Source organism: Alteromonas sp. PRIM-21 (assembly GCF_027563165.1).
Lineage (GTDB): Bacteria > Pseudomonadota > Gammaproteobacteria > Enterobacterales > Alteromonadaceae > Alteromonas > Alteromonas macleodii_A.
This window is the reverse complement of sequence record NZ_JADOEK010000003.1, coordinates 268318-292433: the sequence shown is the minus strand read 5'-3', so window position 1 is coordinate 292433 and position 24116 is coordinate 268318. Positions and strand designations below refer to the sequence as shown.

The window sequence follows — 24116 nt, the reverse complement described above, 5'->3', positions numbered from 1 at the left end:
CGTTATAACGTGTTGCGCTCAATTTTGATCTCTTTTTTAGCAAAATAATTATCACAAAAGTGCGTATAGCGACTAAAGTCTTACTACGGCACAAAAAATTGTAATTATATACTACGCTGGATATACTCAGCGGTGCTTCGGAAACAGAATATTTATTCTGTTACAGGCATTAAAGAATAATTCACAAATTGTTAACAACTCAATGGATGAGGCAATTAACAGGTTAAAAATCGAATTCACTTACTCAGGACATAATAAAGGTAAGAAATTCATTATCCCCTACGGATTAAACAGGCATACATTGTGAAAAAGCAAAGACCAGTAAATTTAGAACTCAATACTATTAAATTTCCGCCCTCTGCTATTTCGTCAATTCTCCACCGTGTAACCGGTGTTGCAATGTTCTTCGCGCTTCTTTTTGTTATTTGGGCATGGGCAGTTTCTGTTCATTCGCCTGAAGGTTTCGCGAACGTTCAAGCAATCATGGACGGTTTCCTTGGAAAATTTGTCGCAATTGGCACAGCCTCAGCGCTGACGTATCACATTCTAGGCGGCCTAAGACACGTTGTTATGGATTTAGGTCACTGGGAAGAATTAGAGTCGGGCAACACAAGTGCTAAAGCAGTAATCGCACTTTGGGTTGTACTGACCGTAGTATTGGGAGTTGCATTATGGTAACCAACCAAGCAAGCATTAAGCGTGACGGCGTACAAGATTACGTTTCACTTCGCGCTACAGCAGCAATTATTTTCGCGTACTCGGTTTTCATGGCGTGGTTTTTTATAACCACCGACAACCTAACATTTGTTGAATGGCGAGGGTTGTTCTCTGGCCTAGCTATGAAAGTTTTCACATTGGCAGCTCTAGTAGCAGTGATGATCCACGTGCGCATCGGCCTATGGCAGGTGCTAACAGACTATGTTAAAGCAACAGGTCTGCGCGCAGGACTACAATATATTCTAAATATCATCGCGTTCGGCTATGTAGCTGTTGGCCTATTCGTACTGTGGGGAGTGTAAAATGAGTTTACCCGTTCACGAGTTTGATGCAGTTGTAATTGGTGCAGGCGGTGCAGGTATGCGCGCAGCACTACAGATTTCAGAATCTGGTAAATCATGCGCACTGTTGTCTAAAGTATTTCCAACCCGTTCTCATACTGTGTCTGCACAGGGTGGTATTACCGTAGCACTAGGTAATTCACACGAAGACAACTGGGAATGGCACATGTATGACACCGTAAAGGGGTCAGATTATATTGGTGACCAAGACGCCATCGAGTACATGTGTAAAACTGGTCCAGAAGCTATTATCGAAATGGAGAATATGGGTCTACCTTTCTCACGCTTCGAGAATGGTAAAATTTACCAGCGTCCATTTGGCGGTCAGTCAAAAAACTTTGGTGGCGAGCAGGGCGCTCGTACGGCAGCTGCGGCGGACCGTACAGGTCACGCACTACTTCACCTTCTTTATCAACAAAACGTAAAGAACAAAACCAAAGTATTCTCTGAGTGGTACGCACTAGATCTAGTGAAAAACCAAGACGGTGACGTTGTAGGTTGTACAGCAATCGACATTGAAACTGGCGAAGTAGTTTACTTTAAGTCGCGCGCAGTTGTTCTTGCGACTGGTGGTGCGGGTCGTATCTACGCTTCAACGACAAACGCGCACATCAATACCGGTGACGGTGTTGGTATGGCGCTACGCGCAGGTGTAGCGGTTCAGGACATGGAAATGTGGCAGTTCCACCCAACGGGTATTGCTGGCGCAGGTACATTGGTTACAGAAGGTTGTCGTGGTGAAGGTGGTTACCTTCTAAATAAAGACGGCGAACGCTTCATGGAACGTTATGCACCTAACGCGAAAGACCTAGCGGGTCGTGACGTTGTTGCACGTTCAATGATGACGGAAATTCGTGAAGGTCGCGGTTGTGAAGGCCCGTGGGGTACTCACATTAAGCTTAAGCTTGACCACCTTGGTAAAGACGTTCTTGAATCTCGTCTACCAGGTATTCTTGAATTATCGCGTACATTTGCACACGTTGACCCAGTCAAAGAGCCGATCCCAGTAATTCCTACTTGTCACTATATGATGGGTGGTATTCCTACCAACGTTGATGGCCAATGTCTAACTGTTGATGAAAACGGTAATGATAAGGTAGTTAACGGTCTATTCGCATGTGGTGAAATTGCATGTGTATCGGTACACGGCGCAAACCGCCTTGGCGGTAACTCTCTACTTGACCTTGTTGTATTCGGTCGTGCGACTGGCTTACATCTTGGTAAGACATTATCTGAAATGGCACCAACACGCGACGCGTCTGAGTCTGATCTTGAAGCCTCAATGACACGTTTCAACCGTTGGGAAAATTCAGAGAAAGGAAAGGGCGAAGACCCTGTTCAAATTAAGAAAGACTTGCAAGAATGCATGCAGCTTAACTTCTCAGTATTCCGTGAAGGTGAAGCCATGGCGGAAGGTCTTAAGGAACTTAGCGAAATTCGCGAGCGCCTTAAGCATGCACGCCTTGACGACAAGAGTTCAGACTTCAACACTCAACGTATTGAATGTTTAGAGCTTGATAACCTAATGGAAACTGCGTACAGCACAGCAGTAGCAGCGAACTTCAGAACGGAAAGCCGTGGTGCTCACAGCCGCTTCGACTTCCCGGAACGTGATGATGACAACTGGTTATGCCACAGCATCTACGATCCGAACACTGATAAAATGCTTAAACGTGAAGTGAATATGGCGCCTAAGCTTAGGGAAGCATTCCCGCCTAAAGTGCGTTCATATTAAGAGAGGCAACGATCATGCAATTAACTTTTTCGATTTATCGTTACAACCCTGAAGTAGATGCGAAGCCTCGCATGCAAGACTACACTCTAGAAGTAGAGGAAGGTCAAGACATGATGGTGCTAGATGCGCTACTTGCACTAAAAGAGCAGGATCCGACGCTTTCTTTCCGTCGTTCGTGCCGTGAAGGTGTATGTGGTTCAGACGGTGTAAACATGAACGGCAAAAATGGCCTAGCATGTATTACTCCTCTATCTGCGCTGGGCAAAGGTAAAATAGTAGTTCGTCCACTTCCAGGTCTACCGGTTGTACGTGACCTTGTTGTTGATATGACACAGTTCTATACACAGTACGAAAAGATTAAGCCGTTCTTAATCAACGATAGCAAGCAGCCGCCAGCGCGCGAGCACTTACAGTCGCCTGAAGAACGCGCGAAACTTGATGGACTGTACGAGTGTATTCTTTGTGCATGTTGTTCAACGTCATGCCCATCGTTTTGGTGGAACCCAGACAAGTTCATTGGTCCTGCGGGTCTACTTCACGCATATCGTTTCCTTATTGATAGTCGCGATACTGCAACTGAAGAACGTCTTAACGACCTTGATGACGCATTCAGCGTATTCCGCTGTCACGGCATCATGAACTGTGTGAGTGTATGCCCTAAAGGCTTGAACCCAACAAAAGCAATAGGCCAAATTAAGTCTATGCTTTTACAACGGGCTGTTTAGTACTATATTCTGATAACTTCTTTTAGTTACAGAAAGTGATGCTCTAAATAGCCATCCCAAAAGGATGGCTATTTTTTTATATATTAGCTGTTATAACACTTGGTTATGCTGAGAATAACCTTATAATACATATTGATTGTTAACTAGATTTTATAAAACGTAGCAAGGCAAATTAAATGCAAGAAAGCGTGATGAAAGCGTGGTGGGATTCCTCGCACATGGCAGGTGCCAACGCTGCCTATGTTGAAGAGTTGTATGAAACCTATTTAGAAGACCCTCAAAGCGTCTCTGAAAATTGGCGACAAATCTTCGATAACCTCCCCAAAGTCGATGGCGTAGAGTTAGAAACCAATCATACAACTATCAAAAATCAATTTAGGCAACTTGCTGCGTTAGGGCCCACAGCCCGCATGTCTAGCCCGTCTGTGCCTTCGGCAAATGTTTCGGACGATAGGCAAGTTAAAGTTCTTCAGTTAATCAACGCATTCCGCTTTCGCGGTCATCAGCACGCTAACCTAGACCCGCTTGGTTTATGGAAACAAGAGCGTGTGCGCGATCTAGAACTTTCTCACCACAGTCTTTCCGAGAAAGATTTTGATTCAGTATTCAATGTAGGTTCTTACGCCATTGGTAAAGAGTCTATGCCGCTAGGTGAGCTGTTTAAATCCCTTAATCGCACATACTGTGGCTCTATCGGTGCAGAATACATGCACATCACCGATACCGAGCAAAAGCGTTGGTTACAGCAAAAGATTGAATCAGTTCAGGCCAAACCAGAAATCTCACGCGATGAAAAATTAGGCATTCTTAAAGGGCTAACCGCAGCAGATGGTATGGAAAAATACCTAGGCTCTAAATTCCCGGGTGCGAAGCGTTTCTCATTAGAGGGTGGTGACGCTCTGATTCCTATGCTTAAAGGTCTCATCACCAAGGCAGGCACAGCAGGTACCAAAGAAGTGGTTATCGGCATGGCTCACCGTGGTCGTTTGAACGTGCTGGTCAATGTGTTGGGTAAAAACCCTTCAGTTCTGTTTGATGAATTCTCTGGTAAGCATGATGACTCTCTTGGTGCGGGTGACGTTAAATATCACGCGGGTTTCTCTTCTGATTTTGCAACCCCAGGTGGCAATGTTCACCTAGCGCTAGCATTTAACCCGTCTCACTTAGAAATCGTTAATCCCGTAGTAATGGGGTCAGTACGCGCTCGTCTTGCTCGTCGCGATAACGACACTAACACAGTGCTTCCTATTACTATTCACGGCGACTCAGCAATTGCCGGTCAGGGTGTGGTACAAGAAACCTTTAACATGTCGCAAACGCGCGGCTTTGCAGTAGGTGGTACCGTTCGTATAGTGGTGAACAACCAAGTTGGTTTCACTACGTCAAAAACGGAAGATACCCGCTCTACTCAGTATTGTACTGATATCGCTAAAATGGTTCAGGCGCCAATTTTCCACGTGAACTCTGATGACCCAGAAGCGGTTGCCTTTGTTACACAGCTTGCGCTTGAATATCGTAATAAGTTTAAGAAAGACGTAGTAATTGACCTAGTTTGTTACCGTCGTCATGGTCACAACGAAGCGGATGAACCAAATGCCACGCAGCCGTTGATGTACCAAAAAATTAAAAAGCACCCAGTTCCACGTGTGCTCTATGCTGACCAGTTAATTGCTGAAGGCGTGATTGAGCAACGCGATGCCGACCGCTATCTTGAAGAATACCGCGAAGCGCTAGATCACGGTGCATGCGTTGTTGAAGAGTGGCGTCCAATGACTGAGCACAGTGTAGACTGGTCTCCGTATTTAGGACACGACTGGGATACACCATATGATGGTGCAGTTTCGGTTGAAAAGCTTAAAGAGCTAGGTGAATTAATTACCACCATTCCTGAAGAGCACAAGCTTCAGTCTCGTGTTAACAAGCTTTACCAAGACCGCAAAGCTATGGTAGCTGGTGAGAAAAAGCTTGATTGGGGAATGGCAGAGAACTTAGCTTATGCCACTATCGTAGACGCCGGTGAAGACATTCGTATTACAGGTCAAGATTCTGGCCGTGGTACTTTCTTCCACCGTCACGCGGTATTGCACAATCAAAAAGACGCATCGACGTACATGCCACTACAGCATATTCGCGAAGGTCAGGGTGAAATTGAAATTTACGACTCTGTGCTTTCGGAAGAAGCAGTAATGGCATTTGAGTATGGTTATGCGACAGCAGAGCCTACATGTCTGACTATTTGGGAAGCCCAGTTCGGCGACTTCGCTAACGGTGCGCAGGTTGTTTTTGACCAATTCTTAAGCTCTGGTGAAGCGAAGTGGGGCCGTTTGTGTGGTCTAACCGTTTTACTGCCACATGGTTATGAAGGTCAGGGACCAGAGCACAGCTCTGCACGCCTTGAGCGTTTCTTGCAAATGTGTGCTGATCACAACTGGCAAGTATGTGTACCTTCAACACCAGCTCAGGTATACAACATGCTTCGTCGCCAAGTGGTGCGCCCAATGCGCAAGCCACTTATCGTGATGTCGCCTAAGTCATTATTACGTCATCCAATGGCCGTATCTTCGTTAGAGGAGTTAGCAGAAGGTAAATTCCACAACGTAATTGGTGAAATAGACGATATCGATCCTAAGAACGTTAAGCGCGTTGTTATGTGTTCAGGTAAGGTTTACTACGATTTGTTAGACCAACGCCGTAAAAATGAGCAAACAGACGTCGCAATCGTTCGTTTGGAGCAACTTTACCCATTCCCACAAGAAGAATGCGCTAAAGTTGTGGCACAATACAGCCATGTAAAAGATTGGGTTTGGTGTCAAGAAGAGCCTCAAAACCAAGGCGCTTGGTACTGTAGCCAACACCACTTCTGGCAAGCAATTCCAGATGGTGCAAAATTAACATATGCAGGTCGTGATGCATCCTCGTCACCTGCAGTAGGTTATGTATCCGTTCACAACCAGCAACAGAAAGCCCTGGTTGAAAACGCACTCACAATTAAATAAGGAACAGTAATGACAATTGAGATAAAAGTTCCGGTTCTACCTGAGTCAGTTGCCGATGCCACCATTGCAACCTGGCACGTAAAGGCCGGTGACGCAGTTAAACGAGACCAGAACCTGGTTGATATTGAAACTGATAAAGTAGTTTTAGAAGTTGTGGCGCCAGCGGACGGTACAATTGGTGAGATCTTAAACGAAGAGGGTGCAACAGTTTTAGGCGAGCAAGTGATTGCTAAACTAGAGAAGGGTGGCGCTGCTGCTTCTTCTGAGCCGAAAGCTAACAGCGAACCTAAAGAAGAGTCTAAGTCTGAATCAGCACCGGCTGCATCTGGTAAAACTTCAGATGTTAAAGTACCTGTTCTTCCTGAATCAGTCGCTGACGCGACTATCGCTACATGGCATGTAGCCGTGGGTGAATCTGTTTCTCGTGACCAAAACTTGGTTGATATCGAAACTGACAAAGTAGTACTTGAAGTTGTTGCTCCGGCAGACGGATCACTGGCTGAAATCGTCGCAGAAGAAGGCGCGACTGTTACAGCTGAAGAAGTTATTGCTAAATTTGTAGAAGGCGCTGCAAGCGGTGCTTCTACACCAGCATCAAGCGAAAGTGATGATAGTGATGATGGAGACAGCAGCGATGCGCTTAGCCCGTCAGTGCGCCGTCTACTTGCTGAAAAAGGCGTAGACGCAGCGAAAGTGAAGGGCACAGGTAAAAATGGCCGTATCACAAAAGAAGACGTAGAAAAGTACCTTAAAGGCGGCGATAGCGCTGCTAAGGCTACACCTGCTGCCGAGTCTGCACCAGCAGAACTGCCAACAGGCAACCGTACTGAGAAACGTGTTCCTATGACTCGTCTTCGTAAGACGATCGCTAATCGCCTTCTTGAAGCGAAGAACTCAACGGCAATGCTTACAACGTTTAACGAAGTAAACATGAAGCCGATTATGGACCTTCGTAAACAGTATCAAGAAAGCTTCGAGAAACGTCACGGTATTCGTCTTGGCTTTATGTCTTTCTACGTTAAAGCGGTAACTGAAGCTCTTAAGCGTTTCCCTGAAGTTAACGCGTCTATCGACGGTGATGACATTGTTTATCACAACTACTTCGACGTATCTATTGCTGTTTCTACACCACGCGGCCTTGTGACTCCAGTACTTAAAGATACTGATACACTAGGCATGGCTGGTGTTGAAAAAGGAATTAAAGAACTAGCACTTAAAGGCCGTGACGGTAAATTGTCATTGGCTGAGCTACAGGGTGGTAACTTCACAATTACCAACGGTGGTGTGTTTGGTTCACTAATGTCTACACCAATCATTAACCCGCCACAAAGTGCAATTCTTGGTATGCATAAAATCCAAGACCGCCCAATGGCTGTTAATGGTAAAGTAGAAATTCTACCAATGATGTACCTAGCGCTTTCTTATGACCACCGTATTATCGATGGTAAAGAATCAGTAGGGTTCTTGGTAACCGTTAAAGAGATGCTTGAAGATCCAACACGTCTACTTCTAGACGTATAGGACTTTCGTCTCGCGGAATTGTGGTTAGGTGTTAGGCTTGTGTATGCTAGCTTAGCACCTAACGCAACGCTGATATTTGCCCTATAATATCAGTCAAACTAATCAAGTCGCACTTGCGACTTTTGTCTCATAAAAAAATCGGATAGAAACACCATGAATTTGCATGAATACCAAGGTAAGCAGCTATTCAAAGAATACGGCTTGCCTGTTTCTGAAGGATACGCAGCAGACACTGCTCAAGGTGCTGTAGAAGCCGCTGACCGCATCGGCGGTGAAGAGTGGGTAGTTAAGTGTCAAGTACACGCGGGCGGTCGCGGTAAAGCTGGCGGTGTAAAGCTAGTTAAAAACAAAGACGACATTCGCGCTTTCGCTGAAAACTGGCTAGGCAAAAATTTGGTGACTTTCCAGACTGACGAAAATGGTCAGCCTGTGAGCAAAATCCTAGTTGAATCTTGCACCGATATCGCTAACGAGCTTTACCTTGGTGCAGTAGTTGACCGTACAACCCGTCGCGTTGTATTTATGGCATCTACTGAAGGTGGCGTTGAGATTGAAACTGTTGCAGAAGAGACTCCAGAGAAAATCCTTAAAGCTGAAATCGACCCAATTGTAGGTCCTCAGCCTTACCAAGCACGTGAAATGGCGTTTGCTCTTGGTCTTTCTGGCGTTCAAATCAAGCAATTCACTCAAATCTTCCTTGGCCTAGCTAAGATGTTTGAAGAGCTTGACGTTGCACTTATCGAGATTAACCCGCTAGTTATCAAAACTGACGGTAACCTACACTGCCTTGACGCAAAAGTTGGTATCGATGGTAACGCACTATATCGTCAGCCTAAGCTTAAAGACATGCAAGATCCTTCACAAGAAGACGCGCGTGAAGCTCACGCTGCTCAGTGGGAACTTAACTATGTTGCACTAGACGGTAACGTAGGTTGTATGGTTAACGGTGCTGGCCTTGCAATGGGTACAATGGACATCGTAAACCTACACGGTGGCAAGCCAGCTAACTTCCTAGATGTTGGTGGCGGCGCGACTAAAGAGCGTGTAGCTGAAGCATTTAAAATCATTCTTTCTGATGACAATGTTAAAGCGGTATTGGTTAACATCTTCGGTGGTATCGTACGCTGTGACATGATTGCAGAAGGTATTATCGGTGCGGTTAAAGAAGTTGGCGTAGAAGTACCAGTAGTTGTACGTCTTGAAGGTACCAATGCAGAGCTTGGCCGTGAAGTTCTAGCGAACTCTGGTCTAGATATCATTGCTGCTGAATCGCTAACTGATGCAGCGCAGAAAGTAGTTGCTGCAGCGGAGGGCAAATAATGTCTGTATTAATTAATAAAGATACTAAAGTAATTTGTCAGGGTTTCACTGGCGGTCAGGGTACTTTCCACTCTGAGCAAGCAATTGCTTACGGTACGCAAATGGTTGGTGGTGTAACACCAGGCAAAGGCGGCACTGAGCACCTAGGTCTTCCAGTATTTAATACTGTTCGCGAAGCGGTAGAAGCAACTGGCGCAACTGCGACAGTTATCTACGTACCAGCGCCATTCTGTAAAGATTCAATTGTTGAAGCTGCAGATGCGGGTATCGAGCTAATCGTATGTATTACTGAAGGTATTCCAACGCTAGATATGCTTTACGTTAAAGAATACGTAGAAGCAAAAGGCGTTCGCATGATCGGTCCAAACTGCCCAGGTGTTATCACTCCTGGAGAGTGTAAAATTGGTATCATGCCTGGTCACATCCACAAGCCTGGTAAAGTAGGTATTGTTTCTCGCTCTGGTACACTTACGTACGAAGCGGTTAAGCAAACTACTGACGAAGGTTTCGGCCAGTCTACTTGTGTTGGTATCGGTGGTGACCCAATTCCTGGTTCAAACTTCATCGACATCCTTCAGATGTTCCAAGACGATCCGCAAACTGAAGCTATCGTGATGATCGGTGAGATCGGTGGTACTGCAGAAGAAGAAGCGGCTGCGTTCATTAAAGAGAACGTAACTAAGCCAGTTGTTTCTTACATTGCTGGTGTTACTGCTCCTCCGGGTAAGCGTATGGGTCACGCTGGTGCAATCATCGCAGGCGGTAAAGGTACTGCTGATGAGAAATTTAAAGCACTAGAAGACGCAGGCGTTAAAACAGTACGCTCACTTGCTGAAATCGGCAAAGCGCTACGCGAAACTACAGGTTGGTAAGCTAACGCTTATTAGTCGAATTGAAAGCCCGCATTAAGCGGGCTTTTTTGTTTTTAGTATTTTAACCTAATTTACTTTTTGAGTTTTCGTAAGCTTGCAATCGTATTCACGTTGTTATGATTATGTTTACCAGTAATCTTAACGGGTCAATAAATTACGCGAAGAACTATATGAAGAACTGTATTATGAAAAATACCGCAATAGCCTGTTTAGCTTCACTGATTTCCTGCTCGAGTGTAGCCGATGAGTATTTGACCTTTTTCATGGCTGGCCAATCGAATATGGACGGCTATGGGTACGTTTCTGATTTACCGCGTAATCTAACAAAAGAACAAGATGTCATGATTTTTCATGGTAATGGCGTCTTCGATAATCAAGAGAATGGCGGTGTAGGTCAGTGGGATAAGCTAAAGCCCGGTCACGGTACAGGCTTTAAATCAGATGGCAAAGCTAATGCGCTCTCTGAGCGATTCGGAGCAGAGTTAACCTTTGCAAAAGCCATACAGCAGCAGTATCCAAATAAAAAAATTGCCATTATAAAGTATGCGGTAGGCGGCACTGGACTGGCGCTTAATACGGGTTACAGCAACTGGTACCCCAATTTTAATGAAGGCAAAGGACTTAACCAGTACGACTTCGCTCTAGAAACGATTAACAATGCCTATTCCTTCATTGATATCGACGGGGATGGTGAACCAGATACACTTAAACCTATGGGTGTTATTTGGATGCAAGGCGAGGCAGATGCTCATGCAAGCGAAGCATCGGCCAATGCATATCTAAATAATCTTACTTCTTTAATGGAGTTATTCCGTGCCGCGTTACGAACTGATGATTTACCTGTTGTTATTGGCAAAATTACCGATTCCGAAATGGGCGAAGAAGATATTATGTCTTACATAGAAAGGGTGCATTTAGCGCAGCAGCTTTTTGTTGAGTCAGACAATTGCGCTACTTACATGTCTAACTCTGACACATACTCATATGGCGATGACCCTTGGCACTATACCAGTGAAAGTTTTATACAAATGGGGAAAGACTTTGCGTCAGCTTATAAGCAAGCCGCAGAGAAGTGTGGATTCGGCGTTGAATAAACATTAGTGGGCCGTTATTAGCTACTATCTCTACAAAGCCTCGTTTTTACGAGGCTTTCTTGCTTAAGCTAGCCTGTCACACGAGCCTGTTGAATAGGTTTTTAGTGTTTTGACTGTTACTATAAACTACAAATATACGCGTTTAGCGTCCTTTCTACCCTTTAACAAACCTAGTATCAACACCGCTTGCATGTCTTTTTTCGAGCATAGATACACAATTCTCCTGAAACTTAATTTCATAAAAATTTTACATATCGGCTGGTGCGCCTGATATGTGTTGTAAAATTACATCACTAACTCTTCGCGACTTGTTAAAACCGTGTTGCATATATTTTATTGAATACGTATGCAGGCAATTGTGCAAAACCTAGGGCATCTATAGCATTGTCCCCGTGAGATGTATTGTCATTTATTTGTCATAAGAACAACAAAAAGACAACAACTATAACCGTATGGGACACCCGTTTTATGAAACAATTTAAACCCAACCTAATTAAAGCTGCGCTTATTTCAGGCGGTATGGCATTTGGTAGTGCACCTGCACTAGCTCAAGAAGCAAACACTGATGCTGTTGATGAAGCTAATCTAGAAGTTATTCAAGTAAGCGGTATACGCGGCAGCCTACAGCGTGCTCAAGCAATTAAAATGGATAATACGTCCATTGTTGAAGCGCTTTCAGCTGAGGATATCGGTAAACTTCCTGATACAAGTATTGCAGAATCAATTGCACGTCTACCAGGTGTTACTGGTGAGCGTCGCAACGGTCGAACAAGTGGTATCTCAGTCCGTGGTTTTAACGAAAATTACGTTGGAACGTCTTTAAACGGCCGTGAGCTTTTGGGGATGGGTGACAACCGAGGGGTTGAGTTTGACCTTTATCCTACGGAAATTATTTCAAACATTCTGGTATACAAAACACCTGAAGCGGGCATGACCACGCAAAACATCGGTGGCTCAATTGACCTTCAAACCGTTAAGCCTCTTACAGCAGAAAGTACCTTTACCGTAAACGGTACATTCGAGAAGAACGCTGAAGATTCTCCGAATCCAGATTTTGATAATGATGGACACCGCGTCTCTGTAAACTTTGTTGACCAATTCGCAGACGATACAATTGGTTTAGCATTAACGGTTGCAACAATGGAATCGCCTCGTCAAGAGCAACAGTTCCGCGGTTGGGGTTATGCCGGTATTAATTTTGACAATGAGCGCCGTGCTCTTGACCCTGTAGAAGTACCAGAAGATACAGTTGTACTTGGTGGACATGACTCTTTCCAACGTTCTGCCATGCTAGAACGTGATTCTTTTGCAGCTGTTGTTGAGTGGGCTCCGACAGATAAGTTAAATATCCAACTTGATGCGCTTTACATCGATTTCGTTGAAGACGACGTTCGTCGTGGTCTTGAAGAAGGTGGAGCAGAGTGGGGTACAAGTGCTTATACCATCACTGGTGTTGAAGACGGTCTTGTTACCAGTGGATACTCTGACGGTTTCTATAGTGTTGTGAGAAACGATGCTCGCCGACAGGAAGCTGATCTAACCACTGTAGGTATTAACGCTGAGTACCAAATTAATGATTCTTGGACACTGGAAGTTGATTACTCTACAGGTAAAGTAGAAAAAGAAATCATTGACGTAGAAAGTTACTCAGGTGTTGGTCGTGCAGGCACAGAAGGTCGCCCTCTCACTGCTCGCAGTTGGGAAATGACCTCTACCGGTGTTATGTTCTCAGACCACCCAACTATTGCGCCAGTTGACTTAACTGACCCAGCACTTATCACATTAGCCGGTCCACAAGCATGGGGTGCACCACCTCTATTAGAGCCTGATGGTCAAGACGGCTTCGTAAACCAACCTGTTTTCGAAGAAGAGCTTGATACATTGCGCTTCGACCTTAAAGGTTATGTAGATTGGGGTGTGGTTACAGGTCTTTCGGCAGGTGTTGTTTATTCTGACCGTTCAAAATCTAAAGATAACAACGGTGCTTATTTAACGGCTCCTACATATCCAGGCGATGCAGCAATTCCAGATGTATTAGGTGTAACAAATCTAGATTTCATCGGTATCGAAGGCATTTTAGCGTATGACTCGTTAGGCTTATATGAAAGCGGATATTACATCGAAAGTGATGCCAGCCGTGTTCAAAATGATCGCCTAGGTGATACCTACACGGTAGACGAAGAACTCATTACGCTTTACACCAAATTAGATTTGGAAATGGAGTTCGGTGATATCTGGGTACGCGGTAATGTAGGTGTTCAAGTTGTAAACGCAGACCAGCAGTCTACAGGTTTCTCAACTACATCAGATACAGACGGTTACACTATTGCTAATCCAATTAGCGGCGGTGCTGACTACACAGATGTGCTTCCAACTTTGAATCTATCGGCTGAAGTAGCGGAAGGTCAGTTTGTGCGCCTAGGGTTAAGTAAAGTAATTTCTCGTCCGCGTATGGACGATATGCGCCCGAATACCCAGGTGACTTTCTCATTCAACGATAACCAAATTGAAAGTACAGACATTGAAAACGGTCCTTGGAGTGGTAGCGCTGGTAACCCGGAGCTGCGTCCACTTGAAGCGAACCAGTTTGATTTGGCTTATGAAAACTATTTCGCTGATACGGGTTACGTTGCAGTGTCTTTCTTCTACAAAGATATTAAGAACTGGCACCGCAGCACATCACTCGTTGCTGACTTTACTGACTTCTATATTCCAGACCTTCATCAAGGTTCTGAAGGCCAAGCGCCTGTGTTGTTCGAAGGTCAAGTAGGCAGTGTGCTAGACGGTTTTGAAGGCTTTGTACGTGGCTACGAATTGCAGGGCTCGCTACCATTTGACCTTGTACATGAATCTCTAGAAGGTTTTGGCTTATTTGCAAGTGCTACCTTCATGGACGGTGAAGTTGATGCAGCGCCAGGTCAAAGTGAAACAAGAATTCCAGGCCTTTCAGAAGAGTCTTACAGCATGACTTTCTTCTACGAAAGCAACGGTTTCGAGTTCCGTTTAGCTGCAACGAAGCGTGATCAATACTTGACTGAAGAGCGTGGTTTAAGTCTTGCGTTAGTTGATGCAACGAAGCAGGGTGGAACGCTTGTTGATGCCCAAATTGGTTATGACTTCGGCGAATCTGGTATCGATTACCTAGAAGGTTTACGTGTAACGCTTCAAGCACAGAACTTGACTGACGAGGACGACGTTCAAGCATCTGCTGCTGACGGACGCCAAATTACACAGTTCCAGACTTACGGAACAAACTACTTGTTAGGTTTTAACTACAAGTTCTAATCACTTCGTGTGTGTAAAGCCACCTGCTGCTTTTTGTTTTAGCTTATGCTAAAAGAAAGCAAACGGTGGCTTTTCTTTTTTGTATAAAGAAAAATCGTTAATAGTAGCTGATAAATTCGAGACGTTTATGCTTACCCCTCTTAAAAAATCTATAAATCGCGTTGTAATAGCAGGAGGCGGTACTGCCGGTTGGTTAGCTGCTTCACTTTTGAAGAAGCTGCTTGGCCAGGCTATTGAAATTACGCTTGTGGAATCTGAAGCCATAGGTAAGGTTGGTGTTGGAGAAGCAACCATTCCTCCAATTCGACTCGTAAATCAAGTATTGGGTATAGACGAAGCTCAGTTCATCCACGACACTAAAGCTACGGTTAAACTCGCCATTCGTTTTGAGAACTGGAAGACTAAAGGAGAATGTTACTACCACACCTTCGGAGCTCCTGGCAGAAGTATGGCGTTTTGTCATTTCCATCACTATTGGGTGAAGGCTCGCCAACAAGGTCTAAAGAACGATTTGTGGGATTATGATCTTAATTACCTCGCTGCTGAAGCGGGAAAATTCGCCCAAATTAATGCAAAAGACCCCGTCTTAGAACTTCCGTTTGCATACCATTTTGACGCCAGTCTGTATGCGCAGTATTTGCGAAAGCTAAGTGAACAAATGGGCGTAGTGCGTGTAGAGGGTAAGATCGCAAGGGTACAACGTTGTAATGACAGCGGATATATACAAGCGCTGCACCTGGAAAGTGGAGAAGTCATTGATGGCGATTTATTTATAGATTGCACCGGTTTTAAAGGCTTGTTGATTGAAGGTGCTTTAGGGGCGGGCTATGACGACTGGTCCCACTTATTACCCTGTGACAGTGCACTGGCTGTTCCGTCAGAAAGGCACGAAAAAACCGCACCGTACACGCGCTCCATAGCACACGATGCAGGGTGGCAGTGGCGAATTCCGTTACAACATAGGAATGGTAACGGTCATGTTTATAGCTCTCGTTATATAAGCGATGACCAAGCCTGTGACACTTTATTATCAAACCTAGATACTAAACCGTTGAGCGATCCAAAGCTGATAAAATTTACAACCGGTAGAAGGCGAAAGCAATGGTATAAGAACGTGGTGGCGGTAGGCCTATCAAGCGGATTTCTAGAGCCTCTAGAATCAACTAGCATTCATCTTATTCAATCAGCAATTGTGCGTTTAATTCAGCTGTTTCCGCACAATGGTGTGACAAAGAGCTTAATTGACGAATACAACAAACAATCAGAACTCGAATTCGAACAAATCAGAGATTTTTTGGTATTACACTATGTAGTGAATGAAAGAACGGACAGTGCCTTTTTTAACGATATGCGCAACATCACGCTGCCAGACTCATTAGCCCATAAGATTGAGCTTTTCAAAGAAAATGGTGTTCTTCAAAGGGAGCAAAACGATCTTTTCCTTGAAAGTTCTTGGCTTCAAGTTTTATACGGGCAGGGTGTAATGCCAAAGGATTACCATGGCTTAGTAAATAGCGTATCCGATGCACAATTAAATCAAATGTTAACAAAGTTGCTAGAACTTAAAAGAGAGCCTATTGCTAAATTGCCTTCACATGACGATTACATAAACGGGATGGTTGCGAAGTACAAGCGTTCAATGAAGTAGGTTACTCGAAGATTTTCCATGTTATTTAGCGTATTTTTAACGCATTAGCGAGGTAAATAAACGTATTCTATTAAGCAGCCATATGGCTGCTTTTTTATTTCTGATAATAAAGTGTTAACTAAATTGCTAAAAAAACATGATTTATTAAATATATGTTTCTCATATGTAAATGAATACGTATGCATAGCATTGCTCCCTTTTTATACAAACCAGTAGTATTTGGTGTTGAACCATAAGAGGCATTTTTGGGTGTGGTATTCCTAAAAATGTCGATAATAAACAAGGATGGGACACCAATGAAAACATTCAAACCCAGCACTATCATGGCGGCCTTGATCAGTAGTGGGGTCGCGTTTAGTGCGCTGCCGCTCTATGCTCAAGAGTCACCAGACACACCCGTAGGTGAAGTTGAACGACCGCATGAAGATACCTTAGAGCGTATCGAAGTACGTGGTTTCAGTACCAGCTTAATTCAATCACTAAACCAAAAACGTTTCTCTGACACGGTTTCTGAGCAAATATCTGCAGATGACCTTGGCGGGCTTCCCGACGTATCTATGGCCGATGCTCTGACCCGCTTGCCGGGTATCTCGGCAGTGCGTACCGGCGGACAAGCAGCGCAAATCAATATTCGCGGTTTATCAGGCGACTTTGTTTTTTCTACGTTAAACGGTAGAGAGCAGGTATCCACCAGCGGAAGTCGCGCTATTGAATTTGACCAATATCCGTCTGAGCTTATTAGCGAGGCAGCGGTTTATAAATCTCCCAAGGCATCGCTAATTGAAGGCGGTATTGCGGGTACGGTTGAACTAAAAACAGCATCACCGCTGGCCATTGAAGAGCAACATAAATTTAGCGCTAATATGCGCGGTATGTATAACGATAGAGCATCCGAAATAAGCGATGCTACAGAATACGGTCATAGACTAAGCTTTTCTTATCAAGGCAAGTTCCTAGACGATACCCTAGGTGTATCGTTGGGCTATGCACGTCTATTCCAGCCAAGCGTTTCTACGCAGTTCATCGGTTTAGCTTATAACGGTCAAGTAGATGTTGATGGACTAGAAGGGGATACCGACGGCCCGGCAGATTGTCCAAACTGTGAGCTCATTTCAGAAGGTTTTGAGATGCAGCACAAAGGCGGTGAAGAAACGCGCGATGGCTACGTTGCGGCGTTTGAATGGGCGCCTATCGATACGTTTACCTTAAAAGCTGATGCCTTCATTTCAAAATTTGATTCTGAAGCATTTGCTCGAGGCTTTCGCGTTAAGTTAGGTGGTATTAATGCGGGTATTACTAACCCGGTTGTAGTTAACAACAGCGTCGTTGGCGGTACTTTTTCTCGCACAGACAATAGCTTCACCCGAGTTGAACTGGTAAACGACGACAATCAAGATTTCGACAGTGTTACTAACTTAGGTGTTAATGCTAGCTGGGAAATATCACCGGATTTAGCAGTTCAGTTTGACGTATCTCGTTCAAGTGCTGAAAGTGACTTTAGAAACGGCTTGTTATGGTCGCTTGTAGGCGAAGATGCGACAGCTGCGAACCCAGTATTTGATGAAAACGTTCAAATATCTTATTTGCTGAACGGCTTAAACCTACCTGATATTGGTTTTAACCAAACAGATGCCTTTACCGATTTAGACCGGGTCATGGTGAGCAAGTACGGTATCTATCCATTTGAAAACAAGGATGAGCTAGATGCATACCGTGTCGACTTCCAGTATTACGTAGACGTACCAATCATCTCTGGTTTTGAATTTGGATATCGTTATTCAGATCGGGAATACAACAACGATCGCTCTGTCTTTGAATACGGTAATGACAGTGCCTTTTCAGTCAGTGAACCGCCACTTCGTTTAACGTCAGACATGGTTGAACAAGTTGATTGGAGCGGTGATTTTGGATATTTCCCAAGCTATTTATCAGTCGATTTAAACAGTGCGCTCAATGCTTGGTTCCCAGAAGGTAGACCGCAGCCTGTTCAAACATGGGGGCCTGGAGCTGCTGGCGTTATTAATGGCCCAGGAACAGGCCCCGCTACAGCGTGGACACTGCAAGAAAGCGGTGATGTATTTGAAACCGTAAACTCGGCTTACTTAATGGCAAACATCAACACTGAAATTGGTAGTATTCCTATTACGGGTAATATCGGTGTTAGATACGTTAAAAGCAAACAGAGCTCAACTACACTGCAGCGTGCTACCCAGCTTATTCAAGACTTAGAAACGGGGACGTCGGTTGAGGTAAGCGACCCTACGGCAGGCGCGCAAAACATTACAGATGACGTAGGGCTCATCAATAATTTTTATCGTCCAGCGTTAATTAGCCACGAGTATTCAGATGTACTGCCCTCTATTAACCTGAACTTTAAACTAACTGACGATACTCAGCTTCGAGTAGCTGCCGCAAAAGTAATGGGGAGAGCGCCAATTAACCGTTTTGCGGCGAATGCGTCTACTACTATTGAAACAGTTACTGCGTTCCAAGACAGAGACTCAGGTGAAATCACGCTTTCAAACCCAACAGCAAGGGTTAGTGGTAATGCCCGTAATAGCCCGTACTTAGAGCCGTTTTACGCTACACAGTACGATGTGTCATGGGAATATTACTTCTCAGATACAGAAGGGGCTCTGGTTGTAGCGGGTTTCTATAAAGACATTGAGTCATTTGTAGAAGACATTGAAATAGAGCCTTACGACTTTGAAGCAAACGGCATAGTCATTCCAGACAACGTAAGCGTTCCAGTCTACTTAACCCCTGAATTTGCAGGGCAAGAAGCTGAACTAGCAAGGGATGAAAACGGCGATCCTATCTTTGTTACTGTACCTACAGAAAATGGTAGCTATAGCACTGCGGTAAATAACGCAGAAGGTGGCTACATTAGAGGGCTAGAAGTCGCCTACACGCAAATTTACAGCATGCTACCTGGGTTATGGTCAGGTTTAGGGGTTAGCGCAAGCTACTCTTATACGGAAAGTGAAATTCAGCGCACCCTTGGCGATGGCGTTTATGCCGCTAATTTACCAGGGCTTTCTGAAAATGTAGCAACATTAACCGTTTTCTGGGAATACGAAGGGTTTGAAACCCGCCTATCCAGTCGCTATCGCGATGCCTTCGTATCTCAGCAAGTAGCGGTTAACGATCAGGTTGTTAACTTTGATGACGAACTGGTTATTGATTACCAAGCGTCTTACGAAATTAACGACAATTGGAGCGTTCTGTTTCAAGTAAACAATCTAACGGATGAGCCAACCAAAAGCTATTTCGCTTCACAAGAGCAAACCGGCACTATTCAGTACTTTGGCACCCAATATTACCTAGGGATGACATACCAACTATGAAAAACAACATCTTAGGTAATTTATTTGGCGACGCACAAAAACGTTCGGTCGCCAGAAATAGCGAAAATATTCAGGAGAATTTTATGTTTGCTAAAAAGAAAGTAGTGCGCACCGCGTTACTTTTAGTAGGCGCTTATACACTTACGGGTTGCGGTGGTTCTGGCGTAGAGTCAGGCACAAACGATTTGCTTACTTGTGAAGTGCCCAATGTACCTAATGCAGCAGGAACGGCCTGCGAGCCGCCGCCACCTATTCAATGTGACGCACCGTTAGTACCTAACGAAGCAAACGACGCGTGTGAAGCTGGGGCCGACCCGAGTCTACCTGCGCCTGTATTTACCCCGTCATCTAATCAAGCGGTACTATATTACAATCGCGCTGCGGTAGACGCGGATAATTCTAGTAACGACGCTGCTTATGAAGGATGGCGACTACATACTTGGAACAATGACGAATGTGATGCCTATGCTGACGCAGACACGGATTGGGCGAACGGTCGAATTCATAGCGGTATCGATCCGAACTATGGCGCCTATTGGATATTAGACCTTAAAGAAGGTTACGGCAGCTGTCATAACTTCATCATTCACAAAGGTACTGATGATGCCGGTAAAGAGATGGGTGGCGGTGATTTTCAAGCTTCATTAGTACAAGACGATGAAACTTTTGTGCGAATGAACTTTACTCTTTCGGGCGAGCCAACGATTTTTGAATTCCCGATCATGTCGCTTGGGCCACAGCCGGTTGATATAGAAGGCTTTGGTGCCCATTGGTTAGATGCAAACACCATTTTATGGGATGTTCCCGAAACTGTATCAGAAGTGAAACTTCACTATTCAGCTCAGGCTGATTTAGAGAGCACCCTAGAAGAGGGTATCAATGGAACTGAAGTAGCGCTAATGAGTACAACACTTACCGAAGAGCAATCTGCTCGCGCACCGCATTTATCTTCGATGCAAGCGTGGGAAGGAGACTGGTCGGTTGAAGATGCTAAAAGTGTATTGACCACACAAGCGGTCGTTGGAGGATATGATGCAGACGGTGCACTTGTAGCAGCAACCGGTATTCAATTGGCAAACGCAATTGATGCACTTTACACCATGGGTGAAGATGATGCCGACGAGGCACAACTTGGCGGGGTTTATACAGACCAAGGTATTACCGCTGCGCTGTGGGCGCCTACCGCTTCGAATGTTGACCTTTTGCTTTATAACGATAATAAAACGTTAAGTCAGCGTATCGATATGGTACGTGATGACGCGTCAGGCGTATGGCGCTATGAAGGCGATATGTCGCTAGACCGTCAGCTTTATCGCTATGAAGTTACGGTATATCACCCTGTTACAGGTAACGTAGAAACCCTGCTTGTAACAGACCCATATTCTGTGTCGCTTAGCACAAACGGTCGTTTCTCACGCTTTGTAAACCTTGCCGATGAAGATTTAAAACCTGAGGGGTGGGATACTCACACCATTCCTACGGTAGAAAATTATGAAGACGCGGTTATTTACGAAGGTCACATACGTGATTTCAGCGTACGCGATATGTCTACTTCTGAAGAAAATCGTGGGAAATACCTTGCCTTTACCGAAGAGGGAACGGCACCGGTTGAGCACCTTAAAAAGTTGGTAGAGGCAGGGCTAACCTATTTTCATATCCTTCCAGCGAATGACATCGCAACTATTGATGAAGACCCAACTAACACTGTTGATTTGTACGATACAGTGGGCAAACTTTGTCGCTTAAATAGCAGTGCTGCGGTATGTGAAGAAGAAAGCGCGGACACATTGTTGATTGATGTTTACAACGCTTACGACCCGTTATCACAAGCGGGTAAAGCTCAGCAATTGACCAATGACTTACGCAATCTGGATACGTTCAATTGGGGGTACGACCCTCATCACTTTAATGCGCCTGAAGGTAGCTATGCATCAAGTGCTGAAGGTGTTGAACGTATTGTAGAAATGCGCGCTATGATCCAAGCGCTTCATGAAATGGGGCTTCGTGTTGCACTCGATGTGGTTTATAACCATACCAATGCATCTGGTGTTTTCAGTAAGTCTGTTCTAGATAAAGCGGTACCAGGGTATTACCACCGTTATGAGGTAGATAGTGGGGCGATTGTCCGCGAAACGTGCTGTGATGACACAGAACCACGTAACGTGATGATGGAAAAATTCATGGAAGACTCCTTGCTTATGTGGGCTGAACAATACAAGTACGACTCTTTCCGTTTTGACATCATGAGTCAGGCAACCAAAGATACCATGATACGCCTTCGTGATGCTGTTAAAGCTATTGATGAAGACAACTACTTTTATGGCGAGGGTTGGACCAAAATAGACCGCGGTTACGAGCAAGCCAGCCAGCTCAATATGGCCGGTACTGAAATTGGTACTTATAACGATCGCATTCGTGAAGCTATTCGTCAGGGCGCTATATTTCGACCCGAAGATGATGGGCTGTTAAGTGCACAAGACCGTGTGAAAATGGGCATGATTGGTACGCTTAAAGACTATGTATTGGAAACCTCTTCAGGCAGTGCTGGTGCGACGAGTAACTTGGGCGGCTATGCAGAAGACCCCGCAGACATCATTAACTATGTGTCTAAGCACGATAATGAAACCTTGTGGGACCAATTAAATTACACACTTCCACAAGACATCACGTTAGAGCAGAGAGTGCGCGCACAAAATGTGGCTATGGGCATCAACCTAGTGTCTCAGGGGATTCCATTTCTACAAATGGGCGGCGATATGCTTCGCTCTAAATCAATGGACCGAAACACCTACGACTCGGGAGACTGGTTTAACTATGTAGATTTCACATACGAGACTAATAACTGGAATGTAGGCTTACCGTTAGCACAAGACAATGAAGCCCGTTGGGAAGAAATGGGTGAATTTATTTACAATCCTAACCGTGCAGCTTCTATGGCGGACATTATGTTTGCATCAGACGTATTTGCGGAGTTGCTAAACATTAGAATGACCAGTCCTTTGTTTAGATTAACCTCGGCGGAAGATATTATCGATCGTATTGGGTTCCACAATATTGGTTCACGCCAACAGCGTGGTCTTATCGCAATGAGTATTGACGATGGTGTATCAGATAACAGCGAAGTATCTCGTCAAGATCTAGATATGATGAACGATGCGGTAATGGTTCTGGTTAACACGGGTTACGAAGAGAAATCTATCACTGTAAATACAGCAACCGGCTTTTCACTTCACGCAACACAAATGAACTCAGTTGATGCCGCAGTACGTGGTGCAACTTTTGTTGAGGGTGAAGACGGTAACGGAACCTTTACTGTACCTGCACTGACTATTGCTGTGTTTGTTAAGCCTCAGTCTGGTGCTCAAGGGTACGGTCTATCAGCGTATGCTACATCTGGCGCACCTGACGTTGTGCCCTACGGCGATACCCTGACTTACCTACGTGGAGACATGAACGGTTGGTCAACGGATGATGCATTTACTTATCAAGGTGACGGTGTATATACGGCTACTGCTGCGCTTGAAGGCGGTGTAACTTATGGCTTTAAGTTTGCCTCTGAAGACTGGAGTACCGTGAATTTTGGTGCTGCAGATGGTGAAGATGGGCTGGTGATATCAGGTGAAGAGAAAGTACTTGCCCGCACAAATACTAATTTGTCGTTTACACCTGATATCAGTGCAACATACCTGTTTACCATCGATGCATCAGACAGCGAAGCGCCTATATTAACGGTTGAAAACGAAGAACCCTACGTTGGAACGCCTGTGTACCTTCGTGGTGCAATGAACGGGTGGGGTACAGACGATGAGTTTTCTTACCAAGGTGGTCGTATCTATACCTTTGCTCGAGATATTGAGCCTGGCACTTACGAGTTTAAAGTGGCGTCCGAAGACTGGAGTACAGTGAACTTTGGTGCTTTGTCTGCCGACGATGCCGATCGTAACCTAGCGCCAGGTCAAACCCTTGGTTTGGCTGCGACTAACGATAACCTTGTTCTAAACATTGAAACTGCTGATCGCTATGTGTTTGTGTTCAACGTGACTGACTTAGATGCCCCTACCATTGGTGTATTTAAAGAAGCGTTTTGGGGAGACACCCAAGTTTATATCCGCGGTGGTATGAATGGTTGGGGTGTAGCAGATATGTTTGAATATCAAGGAGAGGGTGTTTACGCAGCCGACATCGAGTTAAGTGCAGGTAGCATCGAATTTAAAGTTGCCTCTGAAGATTGGTCAACGGTAAACCTTGGTAATCCTAACGATGCAGCGAGTAATATCGTCACGCCAAGTGAGCCTAAAATTTTGGGAGCGAGCAATAACAATTTGATGATTGAAATCGCTGAATCTGGCCTGTATGAGTTTAAGGTTGCCGGGCCCGATGGTAATGCACCCATGTTGACTGTAACGATGAAATAAATGCTCAGCAGAAAATTTAGTTAACGTCTAAGTGTTAACCATTTAAAAGCCGCGACCTTGTTCGCGGTTTTTTCTTCTTGGCATACCTCTTGATTCTCTT

The 24116-nt window shown here is 44.8% G+C and carries 13 protein-coding genes; all 13 read left to right on the top strand.

Annotated features, from left to right (window positions below; all coding sequences use genetic code 11):
* The first annotated feature begins 303 nt into the window (after nt 1-303).
* The 13 genes from sdhC to IW644_RS07785 all read left to right on the top strand — a co-directional run bounded on the left by sdhC (nt 304) and on the right by IW644_RS07785 (nt 24016).
* Nucleotides 304-678: a succinate dehydrogenase, cytochrome b556 subunit gene (gene sdhC, locus IW644_RS07845; protein ID WP_071814724.1), complete on the top strand. Its 375-nt coding sequence runs from the start codon at nt 304-306 to the stop codon at nt 676-678.
* On the top strand, nt 672-1019 hold the full coding sequence (gene sdhD / locus IW644_RS07840) for a succinate dehydrogenase, hydrophobic membrane anchor protein (protein ID WP_269917142.1): 348 nt from the start codon (nt 672-674) through the stop codon (nt 1017-1019). Before sdhC ends, sdhD begins: the two co-directional genes overlap by 7 nt.
* Before the next feature lies 1 nt (nt 1020).
* Nucleotides 1021-2793 (top strand): succinate dehydrogenase flavoprotein subunit, encoded by a 1773-nt coding sequence (gene sdhA / locus IW644_RS07835; protein ID WP_269917141.1) that lies wholly within the window; start codon nt 1021-1023, stop codon nt 2791-2793.
* Between the two features lie 14 nt (nt 2794-2807).
* Entirely contained in the window at nt 2808-3518 is a 711-nt protein-coding gene (locus IW644_RS07830) for a succinate dehydrogenase iron-sulfur subunit (RefSeq protein WP_012518362.1), read from the top strand.
* 176 nt (nt 3519-3694) lie between these two features.
* Nucleotides 3695-6514 carry a 2-oxoglutarate dehydrogenase E1 component gene (sucA, locus tag IW644_RS07825; RefSeq protein ID WP_269917140.1) on the top strand — a complete coding sequence of 940 codons (2820 nt, stop codon included), beginning with the start codon at nt 3695-3697 and terminating at the stop codon, nt 6512-6514.
* Nucleotides 6515-6523: 9 nt separating this feature from the next.
* Nucleotides 6524-8035, top strand: coding sequence for a 2-oxoglutarate dehydrogenase complex dihydrolipoyllysine-residue succinyltransferase (odhB, locus tag IW644_RS07820; RefSeq protein ID WP_269917139.1), 1512 nt, complete (start codon nt 6524-6526; stop codon nt 8033-8035).
* A gap of 153 nt (nt 8036-8188) precedes the next feature.
* Complete coding sequence (sucC, locus tag IW644_RS07815; protein ID WP_012518365.1) at nt 8189-9355, top strand: ADP-forming succinate--CoA ligase subunit beta; 1167 nt, start codon at nt 8189-8191, stop codon at nt 9353-9355.
* Nucleotides 9355-10227, top strand: coding sequence for a succinate--CoA ligase subunit alpha (sucD, locus tag IW644_RS07810; RefSeq protein WP_025255209.1), 873 nt, complete (start codon nt 9355-9357; stop codon nt 10225-10227). The genes sucC and sucD overlap by 1 nt, the downstream gene beginning before the upstream one ends.
* A gap of 185 nt (nt 10228-10412) precedes the next feature.
* Nucleotides 10413-11321: a sialate O-acetylesterase gene (locus IW644_RS07805; protein WP_269917138.1), complete on the top strand. Its 909-nt coding sequence runs from the start codon at nt 10413-10415 to the stop codon at nt 11319-11321.
* A 468-nt stretch (nt 11322-11789) separates the two neighbouring features.
* Nucleotides 11790-14606 (top strand): TonB-dependent receptor, encoded by a 2817-nt coding sequence (locus IW644_RS07800; protein WP_269917137.1) that lies wholly within the window; start codon nt 11790-11792, stop codon nt 14604-14606.
* 127 nt (nt 14607-14733) lie between these two features.
* Entirely contained in the window at nt 14734-16254 is a 1521-nt protein-coding gene (locus IW644_RS07795) for a tryptophan halogenase family protein (protein WP_269917136.1), read from the top strand.
* A gap of 296 nt (nt 16255-16550) precedes the next feature.
* Nucleotides 16551-19601, top strand: a complete 3051-nt coding sequence (locus IW644_RS07790; RefSeq protein ID WP_269917135.1) for a TonB-dependent receptor — start codon at nt 16551-16553, stop codon at nt 19599-19601.
* 83 nt (nt 19602-19684) lie between these two features.
* Entirely contained in the window at nt 19685-24016 is a 4332-nt protein-coding gene (locus IW644_RS07785) for an alpha-1,6-glucosidase domain-containing protein (RefSeq protein ID WP_269917148.1), read from the top strand.
* Nucleotides 24017-24116: the final 100 nt, after the last annotated feature.